Source organism: Streptomyces sp. NPDC059900, assembly GCF_050270335.1.
Taxonomy (GTDB): domain Bacteria; phylum Actinomycetota; class Actinomycetes; order Streptomycetales; family Streptomycetaceae; genus Streptomyces.
Genome location: NZ_JBNNJZ010000093.1, coordinates 1 through 21,289 on the forward strand (window position 1 = coordinate 1; position 21,289 = coordinate 21,289).

Annotated in this window: 21 protein-coding genes; 10 read left to right on the top strand and 11 right to left on the bottom strand. The window is 71.3% G+C overall.

Going from position 1 to position 21,289, the window contains the following annotated elements:
* Positions 1-92 precede the first annotated feature (92 nt).
* Together ACQKIP_RS15940 and ACQKIP_RS15945 are read right to left on the bottom strand one after the other, a co-directional pair.
* A complete protein-coding gene (locus tag ACQKIP_RS15940; protein ID WP_427743223.1) occupies positions 93-1,073 on the bottom strand; it encodes a DUF6114 domain-containing protein in 981 nt (326 codons plus the stop codon).
* A complete protein-coding gene (locus ACQKIP_RS15945) occupies positions 1,064-1,678 on the bottom strand; it encodes a DUF6230 family protein (RefSeq protein WP_365864168.1) in 615 nt (204 codons plus the stop codon). The genes ACQKIP_RS15940 and ACQKIP_RS15945 overlap by 10 nt, the downstream gene beginning before the upstream one ends.
* A gap of 134 nt (positions 1,679-1,812) precedes the next feature.
* Between ACQKIP_RS15945 and ACQKIP_RS15950 the strand changes: the two genes are divergently transcribed.
* Positions 1,813-2,475 carry a TetR/AcrR family transcriptional regulator gene (locus ACQKIP_RS15950; RefSeq protein WP_427743225.1) on the top strand — a complete coding sequence of 221 codons (663 nt, stop codon included), beginning with the start codon at positions 1,813-1,815 and terminating at the stop codon, positions 2,473-2,475.
* A gap of 51 nt (positions 2,476-2,526) precedes the next feature.
* Here the strand turns inward: ACQKIP_RS15950 and ACQKIP_RS15955 are convergent, their stop codons facing one another.
* Positions 2,527-3,783 (bottom strand): glycoside hydrolase family 18 protein, encoded by a 1,257-nt coding sequence (locus ACQKIP_RS15955; RefSeq protein WP_365864164.1) that lies wholly within the window; start codon positions 3,781-3,783, stop codon positions 2,527-2,529.
* 377 nt (positions 3,784-4,160) lie between these two features.
* On the opposite strand from ACQKIP_RS15955, the gene ACQKIP_RS15960 reads away from it, so the two are divergent.
* Positions 4,161-5,336, top strand: a complete 1,176-nt coding sequence (locus ACQKIP_RS15960; RefSeq protein WP_365864162.1) for an acyl-CoA dehydrogenase family protein — start codon at positions 4,161-4,163, stop codon at positions 5,334-5,336.
* Here ACQKIP_RS15960 and ACQKIP_RS15965 read toward each other — a convergent pair.
* A complete protein-coding gene (locus ACQKIP_RS15965) occupies positions 5,299-5,571 on the bottom strand; it encodes a hypothetical protein (RefSeq protein ID WP_427743235.1) in 273 nt (90 codons plus the stop codon). The genes ACQKIP_RS15960 and ACQKIP_RS15965 overlap by 38 nt on opposite strands.
* Before the next feature lie 395 nt (positions 5,572-5,966).
* Here ACQKIP_RS15965 and ACQKIP_RS15970 point away from each other — a divergent pair, with 395 nt between their 5' ends.
* Together ACQKIP_RS15970 and ACQKIP_RS15975 are read left to right on the top strand one after the other, a co-directional pair.
* A complete protein-coding gene (locus tag ACQKIP_RS15970) occupies positions 5,967-7,094 on the top strand; it encodes a hypothetical protein (RefSeq protein ID WP_365864160.1) in 1,128 nt (375 codons plus the stop codon).
* Positions 7,095-7,121: 27 nt separating this feature from the next.
* Positions 7,122-8,213: a phosphotransferase family protein gene (locus ACQKIP_RS15975; RefSeq protein WP_365864159.1), complete on the top strand. Its 1,092-nt coding sequence runs from the start codon at positions 7,122-7,124 to the stop codon at positions 8,211-8,213.
* Between the two features lie 3 nt (positions 8,214-8,216).
* On the opposite strand, the gene ACQKIP_RS15980 is transcribed toward ACQKIP_RS15975, so the two are convergent.
* Positions 8,217-8,663 carry a hypothetical protein gene (locus ACQKIP_RS15980; RefSeq protein ID WP_365864157.1) on the bottom strand — a complete coding sequence of 149 codons (447 nt, stop codon included), beginning with the start codon at positions 8,661-8,663 and terminating at the stop codon, positions 8,217-8,219.
* A gap of 199 nt (positions 8,664-8,862) precedes the next feature.
* Here ACQKIP_RS15980 and ACQKIP_RS15985 point away from each other — a divergent pair, with 199 nt between their 5' ends.
* The 4 genes from ACQKIP_RS15985 (at position 8,863) to fxsA (ending at position 13,053) form a co-directional block, all read left to right on the top strand.
* The gene (locus ACQKIP_RS15985) at positions 8,863-9,303 is read left to right on the top strand and encodes an Lrp/AsnC family transcriptional regulator (protein WP_030789227.1); all 441 of its coding nucleotides are present in this window, start codon (positions 8,863-8,865) and stop codon (positions 9,301-9,303) included.
* Between the two features lie 70 nt (positions 9,304-9,373).
* Complete coding sequence (locus ACQKIP_RS15990; RefSeq protein ID WP_365864156.1) at positions 9,374-11,017, top strand: amidohydrolase; 1,644 nt, start codon at positions 9,374-9,376, stop codon at positions 11,015-11,017.
* Positions 11,018-11,511: 494 nt separating this feature from the next.
* Positions 11,512-12,399, top strand: coding sequence for a polyprenol monophosphomannose synthase (locus ACQKIP_RS15995; RefSeq protein ID WP_365864154.1), 888 nt, complete (start codon positions 11,512-11,514; stop codon positions 12,397-12,399).
* Positions 12,400-12,471: 72 nt separating this feature from the next.
* Positions 12,472-13,053, top strand: coding sequence for an FxsA family membrane protein (fxsA, locus tag ACQKIP_RS16000; RefSeq protein WP_365864152.1), 582 nt, complete (start codon positions 12,472-12,474; stop codon positions 13,051-13,053).
* 175 nt (positions 13,054-13,228) lie between these two features.
* Here fxsA and ACQKIP_RS16005 read toward each other — a convergent pair whose 3' ends face one another.
* The 4 genes from ACQKIP_RS16005 to ACQKIP_RS16020 form a co-directional block, all read right to left on the bottom strand.
* The gene (locus ACQKIP_RS16005; RefSeq protein WP_030360404.1) at positions 13,229-13,603 is read right to left on the bottom strand and encodes an RNA polymerase-binding protein RbpA; all 375 of its coding nucleotides are present in this window, start codon (positions 13,601-13,603) and stop codon (positions 13,229-13,231) included.
* 233 nt (positions 13,604-13,836) lie between these two features.
* Positions 13,837-15,234 (bottom strand): MFS transporter, encoded by a 1,398-nt coding sequence (locus ACQKIP_RS16010; protein ID WP_365864151.1) that lies wholly within the window; start codon positions 15,232-15,234, stop codon positions 13,837-13,839.
* 48 nt (positions 15,235-15,282) lie between these two features.
* On the bottom strand, positions 15,283-16,050 hold the full coding sequence (locus ACQKIP_RS16015; protein WP_365864149.1) for a glycerophosphodiester phosphodiesterase: 768 nt from the start codon (positions 16,048-16,050) through the stop codon (positions 15,283-15,285).
* Positions 16,047-16,757, bottom strand: coding sequence for a YczE/YyaS/YitT family protein (locus ACQKIP_RS16020; RefSeq protein WP_427743231.1), 711 nt, complete (start codon positions 16,755-16,757; stop codon positions 16,047-16,049). Before ACQKIP_RS16020 ends, ACQKIP_RS16015 begins: the two co-directional genes overlap by 4 nt.
* A 99-nt stretch (positions 16,758-16,856) precedes the next feature.
* Between ACQKIP_RS16020 and ACQKIP_RS16025 the strand changes: the two genes are divergently transcribed.
* Positions 16,857-18,356, top strand: a complete 1,500-nt coding sequence (locus ACQKIP_RS16025; RefSeq protein WP_365864146.1) for a PLP-dependent aminotransferase family protein — start codon at positions 16,857-16,859, stop codon at positions 18,354-18,356.
* Positions 18,357-18,393: 37 nt separating this feature from the next.
* Here the strand turns inward: ACQKIP_RS16025 and ACQKIP_RS16030 are convergent, their stop codons facing one another.
* Both ACQKIP_RS16030 and ACQKIP_RS16035 read right to left on the bottom strand, forming a co-directional pair.
* Complete coding sequence (locus ACQKIP_RS16030; protein ID WP_365864144.1) at positions 18,394-20,079, bottom strand: ATP-binding protein; 1,686 nt, start codon at positions 20,077-20,079, stop codon at positions 18,394-18,396.
* A gap of 48 nt (positions 20,080-20,127) precedes the next feature.
* Positions 20,128-20,322: a hypothetical protein gene (locus tag ACQKIP_RS16035; RefSeq protein ID WP_160503705.1), complete on the bottom strand. Its 195-nt coding sequence runs from the start codon at positions 20,320-20,322 to the stop codon at positions 20,128-20,130.
* 294 nt (positions 20,323-20,616) lie between these two features.
* Here ACQKIP_RS16035 and ACQKIP_RS16040 point away from each other — a divergent pair, with 294 nt between their 5' ends.
* Positions 20,617-21,009 (top strand): ankyrin repeat domain-containing protein, encoded by a 393-nt coding sequence (locus tag ACQKIP_RS16040; RefSeq protein ID WP_365864142.1) that lies wholly within the window; start codon positions 20,617-20,619, stop codon positions 21,007-21,009.
* The last annotated feature ends 280 nt before the right edge of the window (positions 21,010-21,289 follow it).

Genomic DNA, 21,289 nt, shown 5'->3' on the forward strand with positions numbered 1-21,289 from the left:
GATCCGCTCCCACACCTGGAGCTGCCGTCCCGCGGAGAGTGCGAACGTCGCGCCGATCGCGTACGCCCAGAACAGGGCGGCCTGAATCTGGATCATGCCGACGCCTTCAGGGTGAGACCGCCCGCGACGATCAAGTCCGAAGTCACAAGCGCCTGTTCGGCCTCCACGTCGGTCATGAAGACGAACGGCGGTACGACGGGCGGCACCGGCAGCTTGTCGGGCGTGAAGGTCACGCAGAGCAGACCTTCCAGGCAGCCCCGGAACTTCGTCAGGTAGAGCGTGACGGAGCCGTCCAAGTCCAAAGTGTCGGCGCCCAGCGAGAGTTCCCTGCTCCCGTCGCGCGTCGTGAGCCGGTAGTCGGTGAGTGACGCCGCCTTCATGCGCAGCACCATGACCTTCAACGGCCCGTCGGCCGTGGGGATCTCGCGCACACCGGCCAGCGTGAAGCCCTGCGGCGAGAAGAGCGTGGTGGTCACCGTCGGCGGAGTCCGCGCCGCCACGATCGCCTCACCGGGGGCCGCCTTCGCCGGAGTGCCGCCCCACAGCGTCGCCCCCACGACGATCACCGGAAGCAGCACACCGAGCGTCCGCGTGCCCTGCCCGTCGCGCACTCGGGGCCGCTCGCGCTCTTCCTCCGCCCCCTCCGGGACCGGCGTCCAGCCGAACCCCATCGCGCTGCCGATGATCCCGAGCACCATGCCCACCAGGAACCCGCCGAGATTCGTGGCCGCGAACGAGAGCACCGAGAGGATCAAGGCGTTGACGCTCACATAGTGGTGGGCGTGCGGCAGGAGCCACAGGAAGATCCCGGCGGCGATCAGGGCAAGCCCGATCCCGATCGCCGCGAGCCCGCCCAGCCCCAGGCTGACCAGGACCGTCAGCGGAGACAGCGGCACCAGGAGCAGCTCGGTACCGCCCAGGACGAGGAGCAGGCCGCCCCAGAAGGGCCGGGTGCGCCGCCACTTCCGCAGCACCCGGCGCGGCTCCCGCAGCGGCAGCCGCCGGTCGAGCCAGCCGCCGCCGTCCCTGCCCCGCGCCCTGACCGAGGCCCGCCGGCCGCCGGTCAGAAGCACTTCTTGCCGCCGATGCTCACGTCGAGCTTCATGCCCTTGAGCCGGAAGTTGCCGCCGGTCGCCGACCAGGCGTGCGACTTCACCCCGGAGACGGTGATGTCCCCGGCCTGGAGCCCGAACTTCCCCTTCTCGCCCTTGACGCCCGGTACCTCGTCGAGTGTCGAGGCGTCCCGGCCGATCTCGGCCGTGCCGAAGCGGGCGTCGCCCTCCAGGTCTTCGCCGTCGATGATGAGGTTGCTCGCGGTGACCTGGCCCGCCGGGCCGCCCGCGGTCAGCTTGAACACCACGTTGCCCACCGGGGTCCTGACCTCGGCGGCCTGGCAGATGTCGGAGAGGGTCGCGTCACCGATTCCGAGGAGCGCCACCGGGTGCCCCTTGCCGTCGATGTCCCGGTCGGTCTGCACGTAGGAGGACAGGCCCTGGCTGGTGAGCTTGCCGGATGACACCTGGAAGCTGGTGCCCGAGACGGCGAAGGAGGCGGCGAGCGCCCCCTCGGCCATCACGGAGGCCATCGCGCCGACGGCCAGGACGGCCGGCAGGGCCACGACGGCCGTCTTCTTCCAGGAGGTTCTGCCTTCGCGCAAAGGGGTGCGCGCTGCGCTCATGAGTCTTCCTCCCGTACGTCGGTCCGCGTGCGCAGGGGGAGTGCGTGAGAGAGCGCCTTCGGACGCCGAACCGGCAGGTGGCGTGCTTCTGCCATACTGCGGATTCCCGAGGCAGTTGGAGACTAGGGCGGAAATTGAATAATAGTCAACAGCGCGGCACAGACCGGCCCGTGGACGCCCGTCCGCAGGCGCGCGGCACCGACCGCTCCGTGGCGCGCCGCGCCGAACTCATCACCATCGGGCGGAAGTTGTTCGCCGACACCTCCTACGACGCGCTCTCGATGGACGACATCGCAAAGCAGGCGTCCGTCGCCAAGGGGCTGATCTACTACTACTTCAAGTCCAAGCGCGGCTACTACCTCGCGATCATCGAGGACTCGGTCGCCGACCTGGTGGAGCGCGCGGGGCGCCACGACGACCTGCCGCCGGTGGAGCGGGTGCACAGCACCATCGACGGCTATCTGCGCTACGCCGAGCACCACCAGGCGGCGTACCGCACCATCATCAGCGGCGGCGTCGGCTTCGACGCCGAGGTGCACGCCATACGCGACGGGGTGCGCGAGGCGCTGATCGGGGCGATCGCCGACGGCGCCTACGGTCGCCGCGACATCCCGGAGCTGGCGCGCACCGCGCTGCTCGGCTGGCTGTGCAGCGTCGAGGGGGTCACGCTCGACTGGATCGGCGTGCGGGAGCTCTCGCGCGAGACGGTCTGCGACCTCCTCGTGCGGACCCTGGGCAACACCCTGCGCGTCATCGAGGAGTTCGAGCCGTCCTACCCCGCCCCGCCGCGGCCATGAGGAAGGGGCGGGAGCCGTCCGGCTCCCGCCCCGATCACCTGGTGCGGCAGATCAGTTGATGGCCTTGATCAGCTCACCGTCCGCCGTGTCCCCGCTGAGCTCCCAGAAGAAGGTGCCGCCGAGGCCCGCCTGGTTCTTGTAGTCCATCTTCCCCGCGATGGTCGCCGGGGTGTCATAGCTCCACCAGTTGTTCCCGCAGTGCGCGTACGCGGTCCCGCCGACCGTGCCGTTGGCCGGGCACTTGGTCTTCAGTTCCTTGTAGTCGTCGATGCCCGCCTCGTACTTGCCCGCGGCGGCCCCGGTCGCGGTGCCGCCGGGCTCCTTCTGCGTGACGCCCGTCCAGCCGCGGCCGTAGAAGCCGATGCCGAGCAGCAGCTTGTCCGACGGGACACCGAGGCCCTGGAGCTTCTTGATCGTGGAGTCGGTGTTCCAGTTCGCCTTGGGCGCGCCCTCGTAGGCCTTGAGCGGCGAGTGCGGGGCGGTCGGGCCCTTCGCGTCCCAGGCGCCGAAGTAGTCGTACGTCATCGGGTTGTACCAGTCGACGTACTGGGCCGCGCCCGCGTAGTCGGCGGCGTCGATCTTGCCGCCCTCCTCCGCGTCGGCCGGGATGGCCGCGGTGACGAGGTTGTCGCCGCCGAACTTCGAACGCACCGCGGACATCAGGTCCTTGTACGCGGCCCGCCCGCTGGTGTCGCAGGTCAGACCGCAGGCGTTCGGGTACTCCCAGTCGATGTCGATGCCGTCGAAGACATCGGCCCACTTGGAGTTCTCGACCAGGTCGTAGCAGGACTGGGCGAAGGCGGCCGGGTTCTTGGCGGCCTCGGTGAAGCCGCCGGACCAGGTCCAGCCGCCGAAGGACCACAGGACCTTGAGGTCGGGGTGCTTCTTCTTCAGCTTGCGCAGCTGGTTGAAGTTGCCGCGCAGATCCTGGTCCCAGGTGTCGGCCACGCCGTCGACGGACTGGTCGGCGGTGTACGCCTTGTCGGTCGCCGCATAGGCGTCGCCCATCGTGCACTTGCCGCCCTGGACGTTGCCGAAGGCGTAGTTGATGTGCGTGAGCTTGTCGGCCGAGCCGGACGTGTCGATGTTCTTGACGTGGTAATTCCGGTCGTAGACACCCCATTCGGTGAAGTACCCGACGACCTTGGAGCCGGCCGCGGCCCCGGAGCTCGCGGCCTTGGCGGAACCGGACTCGGGGCCGGCGGCAGCGGTGCCCGCGCCGGCGAGCAGACCTCCGCCGAGGACGGCACAACACGCGGTGGCGACGAGCGCCCGGAAGGGGGCGCGGGGGAGGTGCGGTCTGAGCATCGTTTCTCCTCGTGGGGGGAGAGGGCGCATGGGGGGACATGGTGCTTTTGACCTGCGGATGCCGCGAGGACATCGGTGAATCTTGAATTGGCATGAACGCGGTAAGGCGTTCGGCTGGACTCTAGGAGGACTAGACCAGTGGGGTCAATGGTTCGGACCAATCCAGGGCCCCTTCGGCGGCCGTCGGTTATCTTTTGAGTAAGCGGTCGTTAACTAGTGACTGGCCGCCGCCGATCGGGCATACTCAACGCGCCACAGCCGCTGGTCACAGCACCTTCCGCGACCCGGAAGGGCACCACCGGCCGGGGCGTGAGACACGGTGGCGCCGCAGAACCCCGCGGGTCCGCCGCAGTGCCGAAAGGGAGGATGCGATCGCCATGCCTGAGCGAACCTTGCAGCAGTCGGTGGACCGTCAGTTGCCCACGGACGAGGCGCGGGATCTGTTCTCGCTGGTCCGTGATCTCGTCCAGCGGGAGATAGCTCCCCGGGCGGCCGACGAGGAGGACGCCGGGCGCTTCCCGCGCGAGGTCTTCACGCTCCTTTCCGAATCCGGACTGCTCGGGCTTCCGTACTCCTCCGAATTCGGCGGCGGCGACCAGCCGTACGAGGTCTATCTCCAGGTCCTCGAAGAGCTCGCCGCGGCCCGGCTCACCGTCGGCCTCGGCGTCAGCGTCCACTCCCTGTCCTGCCACGCGCTCGCGGGCTACGGCACCAAGGAGCAGCAGGCCGAGCACCTCCCGGCGATGCTCGGCGGCGGACTGCTCGGGGCCTACTGCCTCTCCGAGCCCGCCTCCGGTTCGGACGCCGCGTCCCTGCGGACGAAGGCAGTGCGCGAGGACGACGGCTGGGTGATCACCGGAACGAAGGCGTGGATCACGCACGGCGGAGTCGCCGACTTCTACACCGTGCTCGCCCGCACCGGCGGCGAAGGCGCCCGCGGCATCTCCGCGTTCCTGGTGCCGGGCGACGCCGAAGGGCTGGACGCGGCGCAGCCCGAGAAGAAGATGGGCATGAAGGGCTCACCCACGGCCCAGATCAATTTCGACGGGGTACGCGTCCCCGACTCCCGCCGCATCGGCGAGGAGGGCCAGGGCTTCGCGATCGCGCTCTCCGCCCTGGACTCGGGGCGCCTGGGGATCGCGGCCTGTGCCGTCGGCGTGGCCCAGGCGGCGCTGGACGAGGCGCTGCGCTATGCCACCGAGCGGCAGCAGTTCGGGCGGCCGATCGCGGACTTCCAGGGCCTGCGGTTCATGCTGGCGGACATGGCGACGCAGATCGAGGCGGGCCGGGCGCTCTATCTCTCCGCGGCGCGGCTGCGCGACGCGGGCAGGCCGTTCTCCAAGCAGGCTGCCATGGCCAAGCTGCTGTGCACGGACGCCGCGATGAAGGTCACGACGGACGCCGTGCAGGTCCTCGGCGGCTATGGCTACACCGCGGACTTCCCCGTGGAGCGCTTCATGCGCGAGGCCAAGGTGCTGCAGATCGTCGAGGGCACCAATCAGATCCAGCGGATGGTCATCGCCCGTCACCTCGCGGGTCCCGACTCGCGCTGAACTGGCCGAGCCTGACCTGCGGCGCCGCGAGCCGCACCCACTCCGGGTCGTGGCGCCCCGGCAGGGTCCTGCCCCGTTCGGCCCAGTTGCGCAGGAGGGCGCGGTAGATCGGCGGGTCGAGGAGGTGCGGCGGCTGGGGCTGGGGCGGTGGTGGGGGCTGCTGGGCGTGCTGCGGCTGCGGGGGGTGCTGCGAGTACTGCGGTTGCTGGGTGTGCGGCGGTTGTGGGGAGTGCAGGGGTTGCTGAGATTGCAGCGGCTGCTGGGGATGCTGAGGAACCGATTCTGCATCGGGCGGGGGAGCCGTCAGGAGGGTGCGCCTGCGTCGGCCGCCCGTCGGGTGCGCCACGGGCATCGGCGTGGGGGTGGTCATACAGGGCCAACGCCCGCCGCGGGGGACAGGTCACCACCCGTCGCATTCGCCCGTACGTTCGCGGCGTGCCCGTGCGGCGGCCGAGGGGCGCCTCCCGCGCCGCCCGGCGCCCGCGCGATCCACGCGGCCCCGCGCCCGGGTGAACGCGGGCGGGCACGTCTCTGGCTCCGTCGCGCGAGCTGACGTACCGTCAACTCCGCGCCGGGGGCCCGGCATCAGTGACGGGCCCGCCAACTGCCGTGCGACCAGGGAGGTTTGCCGTGGCAGACGACCGTCCCGTCCCGCTCGACGAGTACCCGATCCATCAGGTGCCGCTGTCCATGAAGCAGGTCGCGACGGGCGACCGCAACGCCTACGACCGCTGCATCTTCCACCTCTTCGACCACGAGGGCCGATCGCTCCTCATCCTGGGGCTCGGCGTCTACCCGAACGTCGGTGTGATCGACGCGTACGCCACCCTGCGCAGCGGAGATACGCTCCACGCCGTACGCGCCTCGGACGCACTGGGCGACGACCGGATGAACCTCTCCGTCGGCCCGCTGGCCATCACCGTCGAGGAACCCCTGCAACGGCTGCGCCTGAGGTGCGCCGCCGACCCCGACGACCCAGCCTCCCTCTCGTACGACATCACGTGGAACGCCTCCTTCCCCGCCCTCTGGGAGCCGCACCACATCCAGCGGCGCGGCGACCGGCTCTCCCTCGAAGGGCGCCGCTTCGTCCAGGCCGGCGGCTGCACCGGAGTGATCCGCGTCGGCGGCGAGGAGATACCGGTGACGGCGGGGGAGTGGACCGCCACCCGGGACCGCAGCTGGGGCGTGCGACCGATTCCCGGCGAGGAACGCGGGCGCCTGGAGGAGGAGTTCGGCACCGAGGGCTTCCACTGGATCTGGAGCCCGGTGCGCTTCGACGACCGCTTCCTCATGGTCATCGCCCAGGAGGACGCGGACGGCTACCGCACCCTCAACGAGGCGACGCTCGTCCGGCACGGGGTGCGCGACCGCCAGCTCGGCTGGCCGCAGGCCGACATCACCTACCGCTCCGGCACCCGCCACCCCGAGCGCGCCGTCATCCATCTCACCGACCCCGACGGCCGCAAGCCCCTGGAGCTCGGCGTCGAGGTCCTCGCCTCGCTGCCGCTCGCGGTGGGCGCCGGATACCCGCCCGCGGACGACTGGCAGCACGGCACCTGGCGGGGGCGCGGCTGGAGCGACCGCCGCCGGTACGACCTGTCGGACCCGGCGGCGCATCCGATGGCCGCGTACGGCGTCATCGACCATGCCGCCCGCTTCACCCTCGACGGGCGGACGGGATACGGAATCTTCGAGCACGGCAGCTTCGGCCGCCACGACCCGAGCGGCTTCACCGGCTTCGACTCGGTCGCACCCTGAGATCCCACGGCCGAAAGGAGCCCGGCGATGGCCACAGCACCCCGCCCCCGCACCACCACCCGCGACCCGGAGGAGCTCACCCGCAGGCTCACGGCCTGGCTCGGCGCACGGCTGCCCGGCGCCAAGGCCACCGGCGTGCGGATCCCCGAGTCCAACGGCATGTCCAGCGAGACCCTGCTCTTCGACATCGAGCATCCGCAACCCCCGTTGCGCGCCTGCGCGTTACGCGTGGCGGCGGATCCGGCCGCGTACACGATCTTTCCCGTCTACGACCTGCCGCGCCAGCACCGCACCATGCGGCTCGTCGCCGAGCACACGGACCTGCCCGTGCCGCGCGTGCTGTGGCTGGAGGAGGACCCGGCGCCGCTCGGGGCACCCTTCTTCGTCATGGAGCGGGTCGAGGGACGCGTGCCGCCGGACGTCATGCCCTATACGTACGAGGGGAATTGGCTGCACTCCGCGAGCGACGCCGAACGCGCGCACCTGGAGGAGGCGTCGATCCGGCTGATCGCCCACCTCCACGACCAAGTGCCCCTCGCGGATGCCGGGTTCCTCGCACTGCCCGGCGAGGGCAGCGCGCTGCGGCGGCACGTGCGGGCCCAACGCGCTTACTACGCATGGGTGGTCGACGGACTGCCCCGCTCGCCCCTCATCGAGAGCGCCTTCGAACGTCTGGAGGAGTGGTGGCCGGCCGACGAGGGCGGGGCCGTCCTCAACTGGGGCGACGCACGCATCGGCAACGTCATCTACGACGGCTTCGAACCCGCGGCCGTCCTGGACTGGGAGATGGCCGCGCTCGCGCCCCGCGAGGTCGACCTCGGCTGGACGGTCTACCTGCACCGCTTCTTCCAGGACCTGACGGTGAGCTTCGGGCAGGACGGCCTGCCCGGCTTCCTGCGCCGGGACCGCATCGAGGAGAGCTATGCCCGGCTCACCGGCCACACGCCGCGGGACATGGACTTCTACACGCTGTACGCGGCGATGCGGCACGCCGTCGTCATGCTGCGCGTGGCCTACCGCCAGGTGCACTTCGGCGAAGCCGCGGTCCCCGACGACCCCGACACGCTGATCCTGCACCACGCCAGCCTGGCGGCCATGGTGCAGGGCAGCTACTGGTAGCCGTCAGGCCGCGGAGCGCCGTTCGGCCTGCGGCACGATGCGACGCGGGCGCGAGCCCTGGCCGCCCACGTGCGAGAAGGGCTGCGTCCGCCAGTCGAGTCCCTGAGGGAGCGTCAACAGCAGGCCCGTGTCCTGCTCCTGAGCCTCCATCGAATCGTCCGCGGGCTCCGCGTCGGCAGCGGCGCGGCCCGTGCCCGCACACACCGTGAGCCCGAACGGGTCCCACCGCGTGGCGCACAGCGCGTGCTCGGGCAGGACGTCCTCGTCGGCAAGGAGCGCGATCGGCTGCGCGCAGTCGGGGCACGTCACCCGGTACATCTCGAAAGTGTCGTACGCGTCGAACTCGGTCTCCGCCGGTTCGACTCCCTCCGATACGGAGGTGGACGCGGATTCATCGGAGCGCTGCTGCTTGCTGCGGGCAGAGCGACCGGGGCGCTTCAAGTTCTGCATGGGATTCTCCCCCTTGGGTGGGCCGAGAGGGCGCTGTGGCCTCGACCACAGCAAGCACTTCCCGTCCCGTCGTAGAGGTAATCGTGGCATCCCTTTGGACACGGTCACAGGTATGTGTCGTTCGTCACATGCCCCGAGAAGATGCCGCCGTCGTCCCCACAGGTATCCGGAGGGATCAAGAGCCCTGTAGGTTCAGCGCATGGAGGAGCTGGACCGACAGATCGTGCAGCTGCTCGTCAAGGACGGGCGGATGAGCTACACCGACCTGGGCAAGGCCACGGGCCTGTCCACATCGGCCGTGCACCAGCGTGTGCGCCGCCTCGAACAGCGCGGTGTCATCCGCGGTTACGCCGCGGTCGTGGACCCGGAGGCCGTGGGCCTGCCGCTCACGGCGTTCATCTCGGTGAAGCCGTTCGACCCCAGCGCACCCGACGACATCGCCGAGCGTCTCGCGGGCGTCCCGGAGATCGAGGCGTGCCACAGCGTGGCGGGCGACGAGAACTACATCCTCAAGGTGCGCGTCGCGACGCCCCTGGAGCTCGAACACCTGCTGAGCCGCCTGCGGGCACTGGCCGGAGTCTCCACCCGGACGACCGTCGTGCTCTCCACTCCGTACGAGGCCAGGCCCCCGCAGGTCTGAGCCGCCCGCGGGCGGCCGTGACGGGCGACCCTGGCGCGGGGCGCGCACCGGGAGGGGCCAGACTGGTCCCATGAGCGAGAGCACCACCCCCCAGAACGGCCCCCGGGGCCACCGCACCGTGCTGCTGCGCGGCGGAGACGTCCACAGCCCCGCAGATCCCTTCGCCACGGCGATGGTCGTCGAACGCGGGCACGTCGCCTGGGTGGGATCCGAGGGTGCCGCCGACGCGTTCGCCGATGGCGTGGACGAGGTCATCGACCTCGACGGCGCGCTCGTCACCCCCGCGTTCACCGATGCGCATGTGCACACCACGGCGACCGGACTCGCCCTGACGGGGCTCGATCTGACGGGTGCGCGCTCCCTCGGCGACGCGCTCGCTCTCGTACGCGAACACACCGCGGCCCGGCCGCACGACCGTGTCCTCCTCGGCCACGGCTGGGACGCCGCCCGCTGGAGCGGCGGCCGGCCGCCCACGCGCCCGGAACTCGACGAGGCGACGGGCGGCCGTCCCCTCTATCTCTCCCGCATCGACGTCCACTCGGCCGTCGTCACCACCGCGCTGCTCGACCTCGTCCCCGGCATCACCGGGCGCACCGGCTTCCACGCGGACGCGCCGCTGACCGCCGACGCCCACCACGCGGTGCGCGCCGCCGCCCTGGGCGCCCTCACCCCGCAGCAGCGCACCGAGGCGCAGCGCGCGGCGCTGCAGCACGCCGCGTCCCTCGGCATCGGCTCGGTGCACGAGTGCGCGGGGCCCGACATCTCCGGCGAGGACGACCTCACCGGTCTCCTGCGTCTCGCCGCCGACGAGCCGGGTCCGCGCGTCATCGGCTACTGGGCTCAGCACGGCGAGGAAGGCATCGCCCGTGCAAAGGAGCTGGGTGCCCACGGCGCCGCGGGCGACCTCTTCGTCGACGGCGCACTCGGCTCGCACACCGCCTGCCTGCATCAGCCGTACGACGACTCCGGCCATACCGGCACCGCCTACCTGGACGCCGACGCCGTCGCCGCGCACGTCGTCGCCTGCACCGAAGCCGGGATCCAGGCCGGGTTCCACGCCATCGGGGACGCCGCGATGACCGCCGTCGTCGCGGGCTTCCGCGCCGCCTCGGAGAAGGTGGGCCGGGCCCGCGTCCGCGCCGCGAGGCACCGTGTGGAGCACGCCGAGATGCTCAGCCCCGAGGTGATCGCCGCCTTCGCCGACCTGGGCCTCACCGCCTCCGTGCAGCCCGCCTTCGACGCCCTGTGGGGCGGCGAGGACGGCATGTACGTCCAGCGCCTGGGCGCCGAGCGGGCCCGCACCCTCAACCCCTACGCGGCCCTCCTGCGCACCGGCGTCCCGCTCGCCTTCGGCTCCGACAGCCCCGTCACCCCGCTCGATCCCTGGGGCACCGTCCGCGCCGCCGCCTTCCACCAGACGCTCGAACACCGGGTGTCGGTGCGGGCCGCGTTCACCGCGCACACCCGTGGCGGCTGGCGGGCCATCGGCCGGGACGGCGCGGGTGTCCTGGTGCCGGGAGCCCCCGCCGACTACGCCGTCTGGCGGACCGCTGACCTCGTGGTCCAGGCCCCGGACGACCGGGTCGCGCGCTGGTCGACCGATCCGCGCTCCGGCACGCCCGGCCTGCCCGACCTGACGCCGGGCACCGAACTCCCCGTCTGCCTGCGCACGGTGGTCTTCGGACAGCCGGTCTTCGTACGGCCGGACGAGTGATGTCCCGGCGCTGCGTACCGCCGATCGCGGCCCGTTGGCGCGTCGCACGACCTGCGTATCCTCGGCACTGACCTGGCTGTCTTTGGGATCGCCGCAGGTCAAACGGCTATTGACAGAACGCCGCCGTGGGCCGGTAGGTTCGGCCGGGTCCACCAAAGGACGTCCGACCGGAGAATTTCCCCGCAAGCCGTCGAACGCCGCTGGGCCATGGGCGGTGTGCCGCACCGGCGCACCACCACTGGGAGCCAGGTCCAGCGCCCGCGCCGCGGACGCGAGGGAACGTTCCACCGGGCCGGCAGGTGTGACCCGGGTCGGGCCCGGACGCTCAGTAGACAACGGCTCTCGGTCGACCCGCAGCCAGCGGGCCCCAGGTCGGCCCGAAGGGCGCCGGGCCCCGACCCGCAGTACTCCCCCCCCTCAACCGCACGTGCCGCCGTGGCGGTGCGCGCCGCGGCCATTATGGTGGTCCTCTGCGTACGAACGAAGGGGCAGTAGTGAACGACGGCGGTGGGGTCTCCGGAACCGGTGACCAGGGGAGGCAGTTCGGCCCGCTCGGCATGGCCTTGGTGATCATTCCGACCTACAACGAGGCGGAGAACATCAAGTCCATCGTCGGCCGTGTCCGCGCGGCCGTGCCCGAGGCGCACGTCCTCGTCGCCGACGACAACAGCCCCGACGGCACCGGCAAGATCGCCGATGAGCTCGTGGCCGAGGACGAGAATGTCCACGTACTGCACCGCAAGGGCAAGGAAGGCCTCGGCGCGGCCTATCTCGCGGGCTTCCAGTGGGGCCTGGACAACGACTACGGCGTGCTGGTGGAGATGGACGCCGACGGCTCCCACCAGCCCGAGGAGCTGCCCCGGCTGCTCACCGCGCTCAAGGGCGCCGACCTCGTGCTCGGCTCGCGCTGGGTGCCGGGCGGGCGGATCGTGAACTGGCCCAAGTACCGCGAGATCATCTCCCGCGGCGGCAGCACGTACTCCCGGCTGATGCTCGACGTGCCGATCCGTGACGTCACGGGCGGCTACCGCGCCTTCCGCCGCGAGACCCTCGAAGGCATCGGCCTCGGCGAGGTCGCCTCGCAGGGCTACTGCTTCCAGGTCGACCTGGCGCGCCGTGCGATCAAGTCGGGCTACCACGTCGTCGAGGTGCCCATCACCTTCGTCGAGCGGGAGCACGGCGACAGCAAGATGAGCCAGGACATCGTCGCCGAGGCGCTGTGGCGCGTCACGGCGTGGGGTGTGGGGGAGCGTGTCGGCCGGGTCGGCCGCGTGCTCGGCCGCAAGGACGGTACGGACGGCAAGGACAGTACGGAGCGGAAGGACGGCAAGGGCGCGGCGGGATCGCAGGAGCAGCCCCCCGGGGCTCCCGAGACCCCCTGACCGGTGCTCCGTACGCCGCTTGTTGATCATCCCTTTATGCCGGTCTGAGCCGGGTCCAGGCACACTGGAGCCATGACGACTGGCGCATCGCCCACCCGACCCGCCCGGCCCCGGCGCTCACGCGTCCTGAGGTTCCTGCCGCTCGGCATCGCCGCATGGCTGGTCCTGGAGATCTGGCTGCTCACGGTGGTGGCGGGCGCCGCGGGCGGGCTCACGGTGTTCCTGCTGCTCGTGGCCGGTGTGGTGCTCGGCGGCATGGTCATCAAGCACGCCGGTCGCCGGGCCTTCCGGGAGCTGAGCGAGGCCGTACAACAGCAGCAGAGCGGCCTGGCGCCGCACCCCTCCGAGCGGGGCGGGGGCAATGCCCTGACGATGCTGGGCGGCCTGCTGATCATCCTGCCGGGGCTGATCTCCGACGCGCTCGGCCTGCTCCTGCTTGTGCCGCCCGTCCAGAAGGCCGTCAGTCGCAGGGCCGAGAGGACTTTCGAGCGCAAGGTCCGCGAGGCCGCCAACCAGGGTGGCCTCGGTGAGGCCTTCCAGCAGGCGCGCATGCACCGCCCGGACGGCAAGGTCGTGCAGGGCGAGGTCATCAGGGACGACGAGCGTCCGGCCCGCGACCCGCACCCGGACGACCCGCAGCTGCCGCCCCGCTGAGCCGAGCGGGAGCCGCGCGGCTGAACGGCTAGAAGGGCAGCCGAACAGCTCGAAGGGCAGCCGGACGGAACCGCTCGAAGGGCGGCCGAACAGCACGAAGGCCGGGCCCCTGCTCAGCAGGGGCCCGGCCTTCGTGTGCGGTGTTCTTCAGTCAGCCGTGTGGATCAGTTCGCCGTCAGGCGGACTTGCGGCTGTCCCGCGGATGCACCGCGATGTTCATGGCTCCTGAACGGAGAACCGCGAGGCGCTCCTCCAGGACCTCCTCGAGTTCCTCTCGAGTACGGCGCTCCATGAGCATGTCCCAGTGCGTACGCGCAGGCTTCCCCTTCTTCTCCTCAGGTCCATCGCCGTCTACGAGGAGTGCCTGGGCCCCGCAGACCTTGCACTCCCACTCCGGCGGGATTTCCGCCTCTACCGAGAAGGGCATCTCAAAACGATGTCCGTTCTGGCATGCGTACTCCACGGCCTGGCGCGGAGCCAAGTCGATGCCGCGGTCGGTCTCGTAGCTGGTCACCACGAGGCGCGTGCCGCGAAGAGCTCGCTCACTCATGAATCGTGCCTCCCGGGCTTGTCGCCCACAGGACAGGTGTCGCTGTCGTCGTCATCCGGTCAACGTCCGGTCGGCGGTAAAGATTCCCGTTAAGGGTCATGCGTCGCCGTCGTATGCCGCCCCTTGTTGTACCCACCAGCGCCCGGTATGTCACATCTGACAGAGGATGTCACCCTGCGTTTCTGAATCTACAGCGCGCAGTAACGGTCCGCCTGGTAAGCCAAACGCGTACACTACCGCCCTTTGGCTTCAGTTGCTAAATCCTGTCGGGTGTCGGGTACGGAATTTCCCGCGTCGCGGATCGCACGCCGTACGGGTACCCGCGCGAGCAGGACGAAACCGATCACGAAGAAGGCCACGAGCGAGAGGATCGCGTCGCGGTAGCTCCCCGTGAGCTGGTACGTCAGACCGAAGATCAGCGGCCCGAGCCAGGCCATGCCGCGGTCGCTGATCTCGTACGCGGAGAAGTACTCGGCCTCCTTGCCCGCGGGCACCAGATGCGAGAACAGGGACCGCGAGAGCGCCTGTGAACCCCCGAGCACCAGACCGATCCCCGCCGCGAGCACGAAGAACCACACCGGCGCGCCCGCGGGCAGGAAGAACCCGGCCCCGATCGTGACCGTCCACGCGACGAGCGAGCCGAGGATGGTGCGCTTGGCGCCGTACGTCCGTGCGAGGCGCCCCATGGCGAGCGCTCCCGCCACCGCGAGCACCTGCACGAGGAGGACCGCCACGATCAGTGTGGACTGGTCGAGGCCGAGCTCTTCGGAGCCGTAGACGGACGCCTGGGAGATCACCGTCTGCACGCCGTCGTTGTAGACGAGATAGGCGAGCAGGAAGGAGAGCGTGTGCGGATGGCGGCGCATGTCGCGCACGGTCGCCGCCAGCTGCCGCCAGCCCCGGGCTGGCTGGGACGGCTGGGACGACTGGGAGGTCGCCGCCTTGCGATCACGCAGCCGCCGCAGCGGTACGAGGGTGAAGGCGCCCCACCACACGCCCGCCGACGCCAGGCAGATGCGCACGGCCGTCGACTCCGAGACGCCGAAGGTGTCATGGGCCAGGAACAGCACCAGATTGGCCACCAGGACCAGCGCACCCGACGCGTAACCGAACGCCCAGCCGCGCGAGGAGACCGCGTCGCGCTCCTCGGGCGGGGCGATCTGCGGCAGATACGAGTTGTAGAGCACCATCGAGACGGCGAGCGAGGCGTTGGTGACGATCAGGAGGAAGCCGCCGAGGAGATAGCGGTCGCCGTCCAGGAAGAACATGCCCGCCGTCGCGGCGGCCCCCAGGTACGCGGCCACCGCGAGCAGCGGCTTCTTGCGGCCGGTGCGGTCGGCGGCGGCGCCCGCGAGCGGCATGACGAAGACCGAGAGGATCACCGAGGCCGACACCGCGTACGCGAAGAAGGACCCGGCGCTGATCGGTATGCCGAGGGGACGGACGTATCCGTCGCCGTCCGCGGCCGACTTCGCGATCTCTGTCAGATACGGGCCGAGGAACACGGTCAGGACGCTCGTCGAATAGACCGAGCACGCCCAGTCGTAGAAGTACCAGCCGCGCTGCTCGCGCCGTCGCTCCGCGACGCTCTCGTCGGCCGGTGGTGTCGCCCGCACGGTGTCGGTGCCCACCCGTGCCCCCTCGCTGGTCCCCGTGGTCCGCTGCCGCCCCGGAGGCGGTCAGGCCCAGGCTCCCCGGTCCTTCAGCACTTCGCGCAGCGTCTCGATGTGATCAGAGATGATGCCATCTACACCGAGGTCGAGGAGAGCGGCCATCCGTCCCGCGTCGTTGACCGTCCAGACGTGTACCTGAAGCCCGCGCGCGTGGGCCGCCCGCACGAAGCGGCGGTCCACCACCCGGATCCCGGCGTGCGTCTCGGGCACCTGCGCGCACACCGCGGAGCGGCGCACGGCGGCGGGGACGCCGAAGGAGTTCAGCCGCAGGGCTGCCACGCCCCTGGTGCCGTACGAGGTGGCCAGGCGCGGGCCGGCGAGCCGCTGGGCCCGCGCCACCCGGGCCTCGGAGAACGACCCGACGCACACGCGGTCCCAGGCGTCGGTGCGGCGCAGCAGGTCCAGGAGCGGGAGCAGGGCGGGCTCGGCCTTGACGTCCACGTTCCAGCGGACGTCGGGGAAGGCCTCCAGGAGCTCTTCGAAGAGGGGCACCGGTTCGCTGCCCGCCACGCGCGCGTGGCGCACGGCGCTCCAGGGGAGGTCGGCGATCTGCCCGGCCGTGTCCGTCACCCGGTCGAGCGTCGCGTCGTGGAAGGCCACCAGGCGGCCGTCCGACGTGGCGTGCACGTCCGTCTCGATGTAGCGGTACCCCAGGCCGACCGCGCGCCGGAACGCGGCGGCGGTGTTCTCCAGGCCGTCTGCCGCCCCGCCGCGGTGGGCGAAGGGGAGCGGTCCGGGATGGTCGAGATAGGGGTGGCGTACGCGCGTGGTCACGGCTGAAGTATGGCCTGCTCCGGTTGACCGCCGGCAGCCGCGGCCTCACGCGCGGACGGCGTGGGGACGGCGAAGAAGCGCAGGAAGAACTGGGCGAGGGGGCCGATCGCCAGGGCGTAGAGGACCGTTCCGACGCCCACCGTGCCGCCGAAGGCGAAGCCGGTGGCGACCACCGCCACCTCCACCAGCGTCCGCATCAGGCGGATCGAGCGGCCGGTGCGCTGGTGCAGGCCGGTCATGAGGCCGTCGCGCGGCCCGGGGCCGAACTTCGCCGAGATGTAGAGCCCGGTGGCCGCGCCGTTCAGGACGATCCCCGCCACGAGGAGCGGAATGCGGGCGCCGAGTCCGTGCGCGTCCGGCATCAGGGCGAGGGTGGCGTCCATCGCCAGCCCGACGACGAAGACGTTGGACACCGTGCCCAGGCCGGGGCGCTGGCGCAGCGGGATCCACAGGAGCAGCACCATGGCGCCGACGAAGATCGAGACGACGCCGATGGACATCCCGGTCAGCTCGGCGAGGCCCTGGTGCAGCACGTTCCACGGTTCGAGGCCCAGGCCGGACACCACCAGGAGCCCGGAACTCGCGCCGTACAGCGCCAGGCCGGCGTACAGCTGGACCAGCCGGCGGGTGAGGTGCGGCTGACGCGGCTGGAGCGACTTCGACGGCTGTGACGGCTGTGACGGCTTCGGTGGCTTCGGTGTGGACAAGGCGTGCCCCCTGCTGGTGATGTGGCCTGGCACATGACACTCTGTGGCTTGTAACTGGATGCCAACCATGGCCAATTCCAGGAAGGTGGACTGGGAATCATGGCTCAGTGGACTTCGGCGGTGGGCGCCACGCAGCTGGCCCGGCTGCTCACCTCGCAGCAGACACGCCCCGCGGGCCCCGGTACGCGCCGCCCGCCGGCCTACCGCGCACTCGCCGACGGCATCCGCATGCTCGTCCTCGAAGGGCGCGTCCCGGTCGCCGCGCGCCTGCCCGCGGAGCGCGAACTGGCCGTGTCCCTGGCCGTGAGCCGGACCACGGTCGCCGCCGCGTACGAAGCGCTGCGCACCGAAGGCTTCCTGGAGTCCCGCAGGGGAGCGGGCAGCTGGACCGCTGTTCCGGCCGGGAATCCGCTGCCCGCGCGCGGGCTCGAACCGCTGCCGCCCGAGGCGCTCGGCTCCATGATCGACCTGGGCTGCGCCGCGCTGCCCGCGCCGGAGCCCTGGCTCACCCGTGCCGTGCAAGGTGCCCTGGAGGAACTCCCTCCGTACGCCCACACCCACGGCGACTTCCCGGCCGGTCTGCCCGCCCTGCGCCAGATGCTCGCCGAGCGCTACACCGCGCGCGGCATTCCGACCATGCCCGAGCAGATCATGGTGACGACCGGCGCGATGGGCGCCATCGACGCGATCTGCCATCTGTTCGCACCGCGCGGCGAGCGCATCGCCGTCGAGTCCCCTTCGTACGCCAACATCCTCCAGCTCATGCGCGAGACGGGTGCCCGTCTGGTCCCCGTCGCCATGTCCGAGGGGCTCGGCGGCTGGGACATGGACCGCTGGCGGCAGGTCCTGCGCGATGCCGCCCCCCGCCTCGCCTACGTGGTCGCGGACTTCCACAACCCCACGGGCGCGCTCGCCGACGAGGACCAGCGGCGGGGGCTCGTCGACGCGGCGCGCTCCGCGGGCACGGTCGTCGTGGTCGACGAGACGATGACCGAACTGCGGCTCGACGAAGACGTGTCGATGCCGCGCCCCGTCTGCGGCTTCGACCCCGCGGGCTCGACCGTCATCACCGTCGGTTCGGCGAGCAAGGCCTTCTGGGCGGGCATGCGCATCGGCTGGGTGCGGGCCGCTCCGGACGTGATCCGCAGTCTGGTCTCGGCGCGGGCGTACGCCGACATGGGCACCCCCGTCCTCGAACAGCTCGCCGTGAACTGGCTCCTGAGCACCGGCGGCTGGGAGTCGGCCGTGGAGGTGCGCAGGGACCAGGCCCGCGAGAACCGCGACGCCCTGGTCGCCGCCGTCCGCCGCGAACTTCCCGCGTGGGAGTTCGCGGTGCCCAAGGGCGGTCTCACCCTGTGGGCGCGGGCCGGCGGCCTCTCCGGCTCCCGCGTCGCCGAGATGGGCGAGCGGGTCGGGGTCCGGGTCCCGTCAGGGCCGCGCTTCGGCGTGGACGGAGCCTTCGAGGGGTATGTGCGGCTGCCGTTCACCGTGGGCGGCGCGGTGGCCGATGAAGCGGCGACGCGCCTCGCGGCGGCCGCGCGCCTCGTGGAGACGGGGGCGGCCTCGGGCGTGGAGGCGCCGCGCGCCTTCGTGGCGTAGGACCGCGTAAGGGCGCCGGGTCTTCGTGGCCCGGGCGTCAGCCCTCGGCGGGTACGGGCTGCGGCGTCGTGCGGGGTTCCGTCGGCGCGGTGTCGGGCTCGGAGTCGGCGGGGTCGGCGGAGTCGGCTGAACTGTCGGACAGGGTCTCGGGCCCGGCCTCGACTTCGGCCTCGGTACCAGTACCGCTACCGGTCTCCGGGCCGGCGTCGGCAGGGGTGCTCAGGGCGGGCAGCAGCTCCGTCACCGCCCGGCGGTGCGCCTCGCTCGTGGCGTCGTCGTACGGATCGGGTGTCGCGGGCACCTGGAGCCGGTGCACCTGGCCGGTGCCGAGCCGGGCGTAGCCGCGGCCGGGCGGGACGTCGGACGTGGGCGTCGTGCGGGGCGGTACCCCGAGGACGTCCTCGACCTGGTCGGGTGTGGCGGGGCCGAGGACCACGCGCGCGCGGGTGTGCTGGCGCACGGGGTCGCTCAGGGCGTCCAGGCTGTCGAACTGGTCGGCCACCACGACCGTGACGCCCGCCGCCCTGCCGTGCCGCAGCGGCACCTGGAGCAGCGACTGCGGGTCCTTGCGCCCGTCGGCGGCGGCCAGGTGGCCGAGCACGCTGGGGCGGTCCAGGAGGATCCACAGGGGGCGCTTGGTGTCCTCGGGGGCGGGGTGGCCCGCCTGGCGGGCGCGGTTGGCGGAGATGAGGCGCCGCTCCGTCTCGTGCGCCGCCCACTCCAGGCTCGCCAGGGCGCCGGCGAGCCCGCACTCGATGGCCAGGACGCCGTCGCGGCCGGTCAGGCAGGCGTAGTCGCCGATGCCGCTGCCCTCGATGATCAGGACGTCGCCGTGCAGCAACGCCTGGAGGGCGACGGAGCGCAGCAGGGTGGTGGTGCCGCTGCCGGGTTCGCCGACCACCAGGAGGTGCGGCTCGGTGGAGCGGGGTCCGGTGCGCCAGACGACGGGGGGTACGTCGCGCTGCTCGTCGCCGTCCGTCACGGGGAGGGTGCGCTGGACACCGGTGGGGTCGGTGAAGCCGAGCACGGTCTCGCCGGGGGCCGTGACGAACCGCTGGGCCGCGATGTCGGTGGGCAGCGGGGGCAGCACGTTCACCGTGAGCTGGTTGCCCTCCTCGTCCCACTCGAAGTGGTATTCGCGGCCGCGGCCCGACTTCGCGTGCAGCAACTGCTCGATCCGTGCGCGCGCTTCGGGCTCGCCGTCGGTGAAGTACGCGGGGTAGCTCACCACCAGATGGGAGACGCGTCCGGTGCCGTCGAACTCGTAGGACGTGAGTGCCTTGTCCCACTCGCCGCCGTGCGCGAAGAGCGGCGCGGGGTCCTCGGGGACGGAGAAGTAGGGGACGAGTGCTTCGTAGAGGGACTGCAGCCGCTGGGTCTGCGCCTCGTCGGGGCCCGTGGGCGCGGGCTCCGTGCGTTCCCTGCCGGTCCATGCGGCGGCCCCCATCAGGCAGATGGCGGCGAGCAGCGGACCGAACGGGATGAGGGCCACGACCAGGACGACGGAGGCCACCAGGAACAGCAGCGGTCCGCGCCGGTCCTTGGGTGTGTCGGCCCACTTGCGCCGCCCGGCTCCCGCGAGGCGGCGCAGTCCACGAGTGATCGTGATCAGCGGGTGGAGGACGTCGGTGGCGCTGTCGGCGGCCGACCGGGCGAACTCCCGGCTCCGGGCGATCGAGGCGGTGCCGTTGCTCAGGATGCGGGGGAGGGGGCGCCGGGCCACGTCAGTCTCCAGATGGTGCGAACGAAGTGCTGCAGGGAGCAGGAGGCGTCAGAACTTGATCCCGCCGAGCAGGCTCGCCAGGCTCGCGCTGCCTGCCTTGATGCTCGGGGCGATGGCGGTGCCCGCCATGAAGAAGCCGAAGAGCGCGCAGACCACCGCGTGGGACGCCTTGAGCCCGTCCTTGCGGAAGAACAGGAAGACGATGATGCCGAGCAGCACGACGCCCGAGATGGAAAGGATCATGACGGTTCTCCTGGTTGGTGGGGACAGTCACCATGAGTTGTTCCAGGTTCACAGCATGTATCCATACGATAAAAGGTGCAAATGGGGTAATTTTCTGGAATTTAGCTCGAATGGCGGGCCTGGCAGGGCCGCCCGGGCTGCGAGTCCGGCGGTCGTCGGGTTGCCTTGGTGATCTTTGCCCGAGCGAGCCACGTCATGTGCCCGGACGGGCAGTACCCTGTCGATTCACTCGTACGGCTGCACCGGTCGCCGTACGCGTCCCGATCCACCCGCAGTCGAAAGGCGGTCCCGTCCATGAGTGAAGCCCCCGACCCGGAAGTCGTGGAGCTCGCGACCAAGATCTTCGATGTGGCGCGCCAGGGCGACACCGCGGCCCTCTCCGCCTACGTGGACGCGGGTGTTCCGGCGAACCTCACGAACGACAGCGGCGACTCCCTCGTCATGCTGGCCGCCTACCACGGCCACGCGGACGCGGTCAGGGCCCTCCTGGAGCGCGGCGGTGACGCCAACCGTGCCAACGACCGGGGGCAGACCCCGCTCGCGGGCGCCGTCTTCAAGGGCGAGGACGCCGTGATCAGGGCGCTGCTCGACGGCGGCGCGGATCCGGCCGCGGGCACGCCGTCGGCGGTGGACACCGCCCGGATGTTCGCCAAGACGGAGCTGCTCGGCCTGTTCGGGGCGGCCTGAGCGGGGTACCTGACCAGCAACACCGGGGGCGCTGGAAATGTGGTCGCGGCGGGCAGAACCGCTGGGTCATCATGACGACGTGATTCACGGACGCGACGGCGGGGCAGGAGTTGCCGCACCGCGCGGACCGTGAGCGGCCCGCCCCCGGACCTCCCGTCCGGATCGATGCGGGCCACCGACGAGAGGCAGAGGAAGATGGTCTACAGCAAGCAAGAGACGGCGGGCAGCCCGACGTGTAGGCGCACGGCCAGGTAATCCACGGTTCCCGGTTGCGTCGACG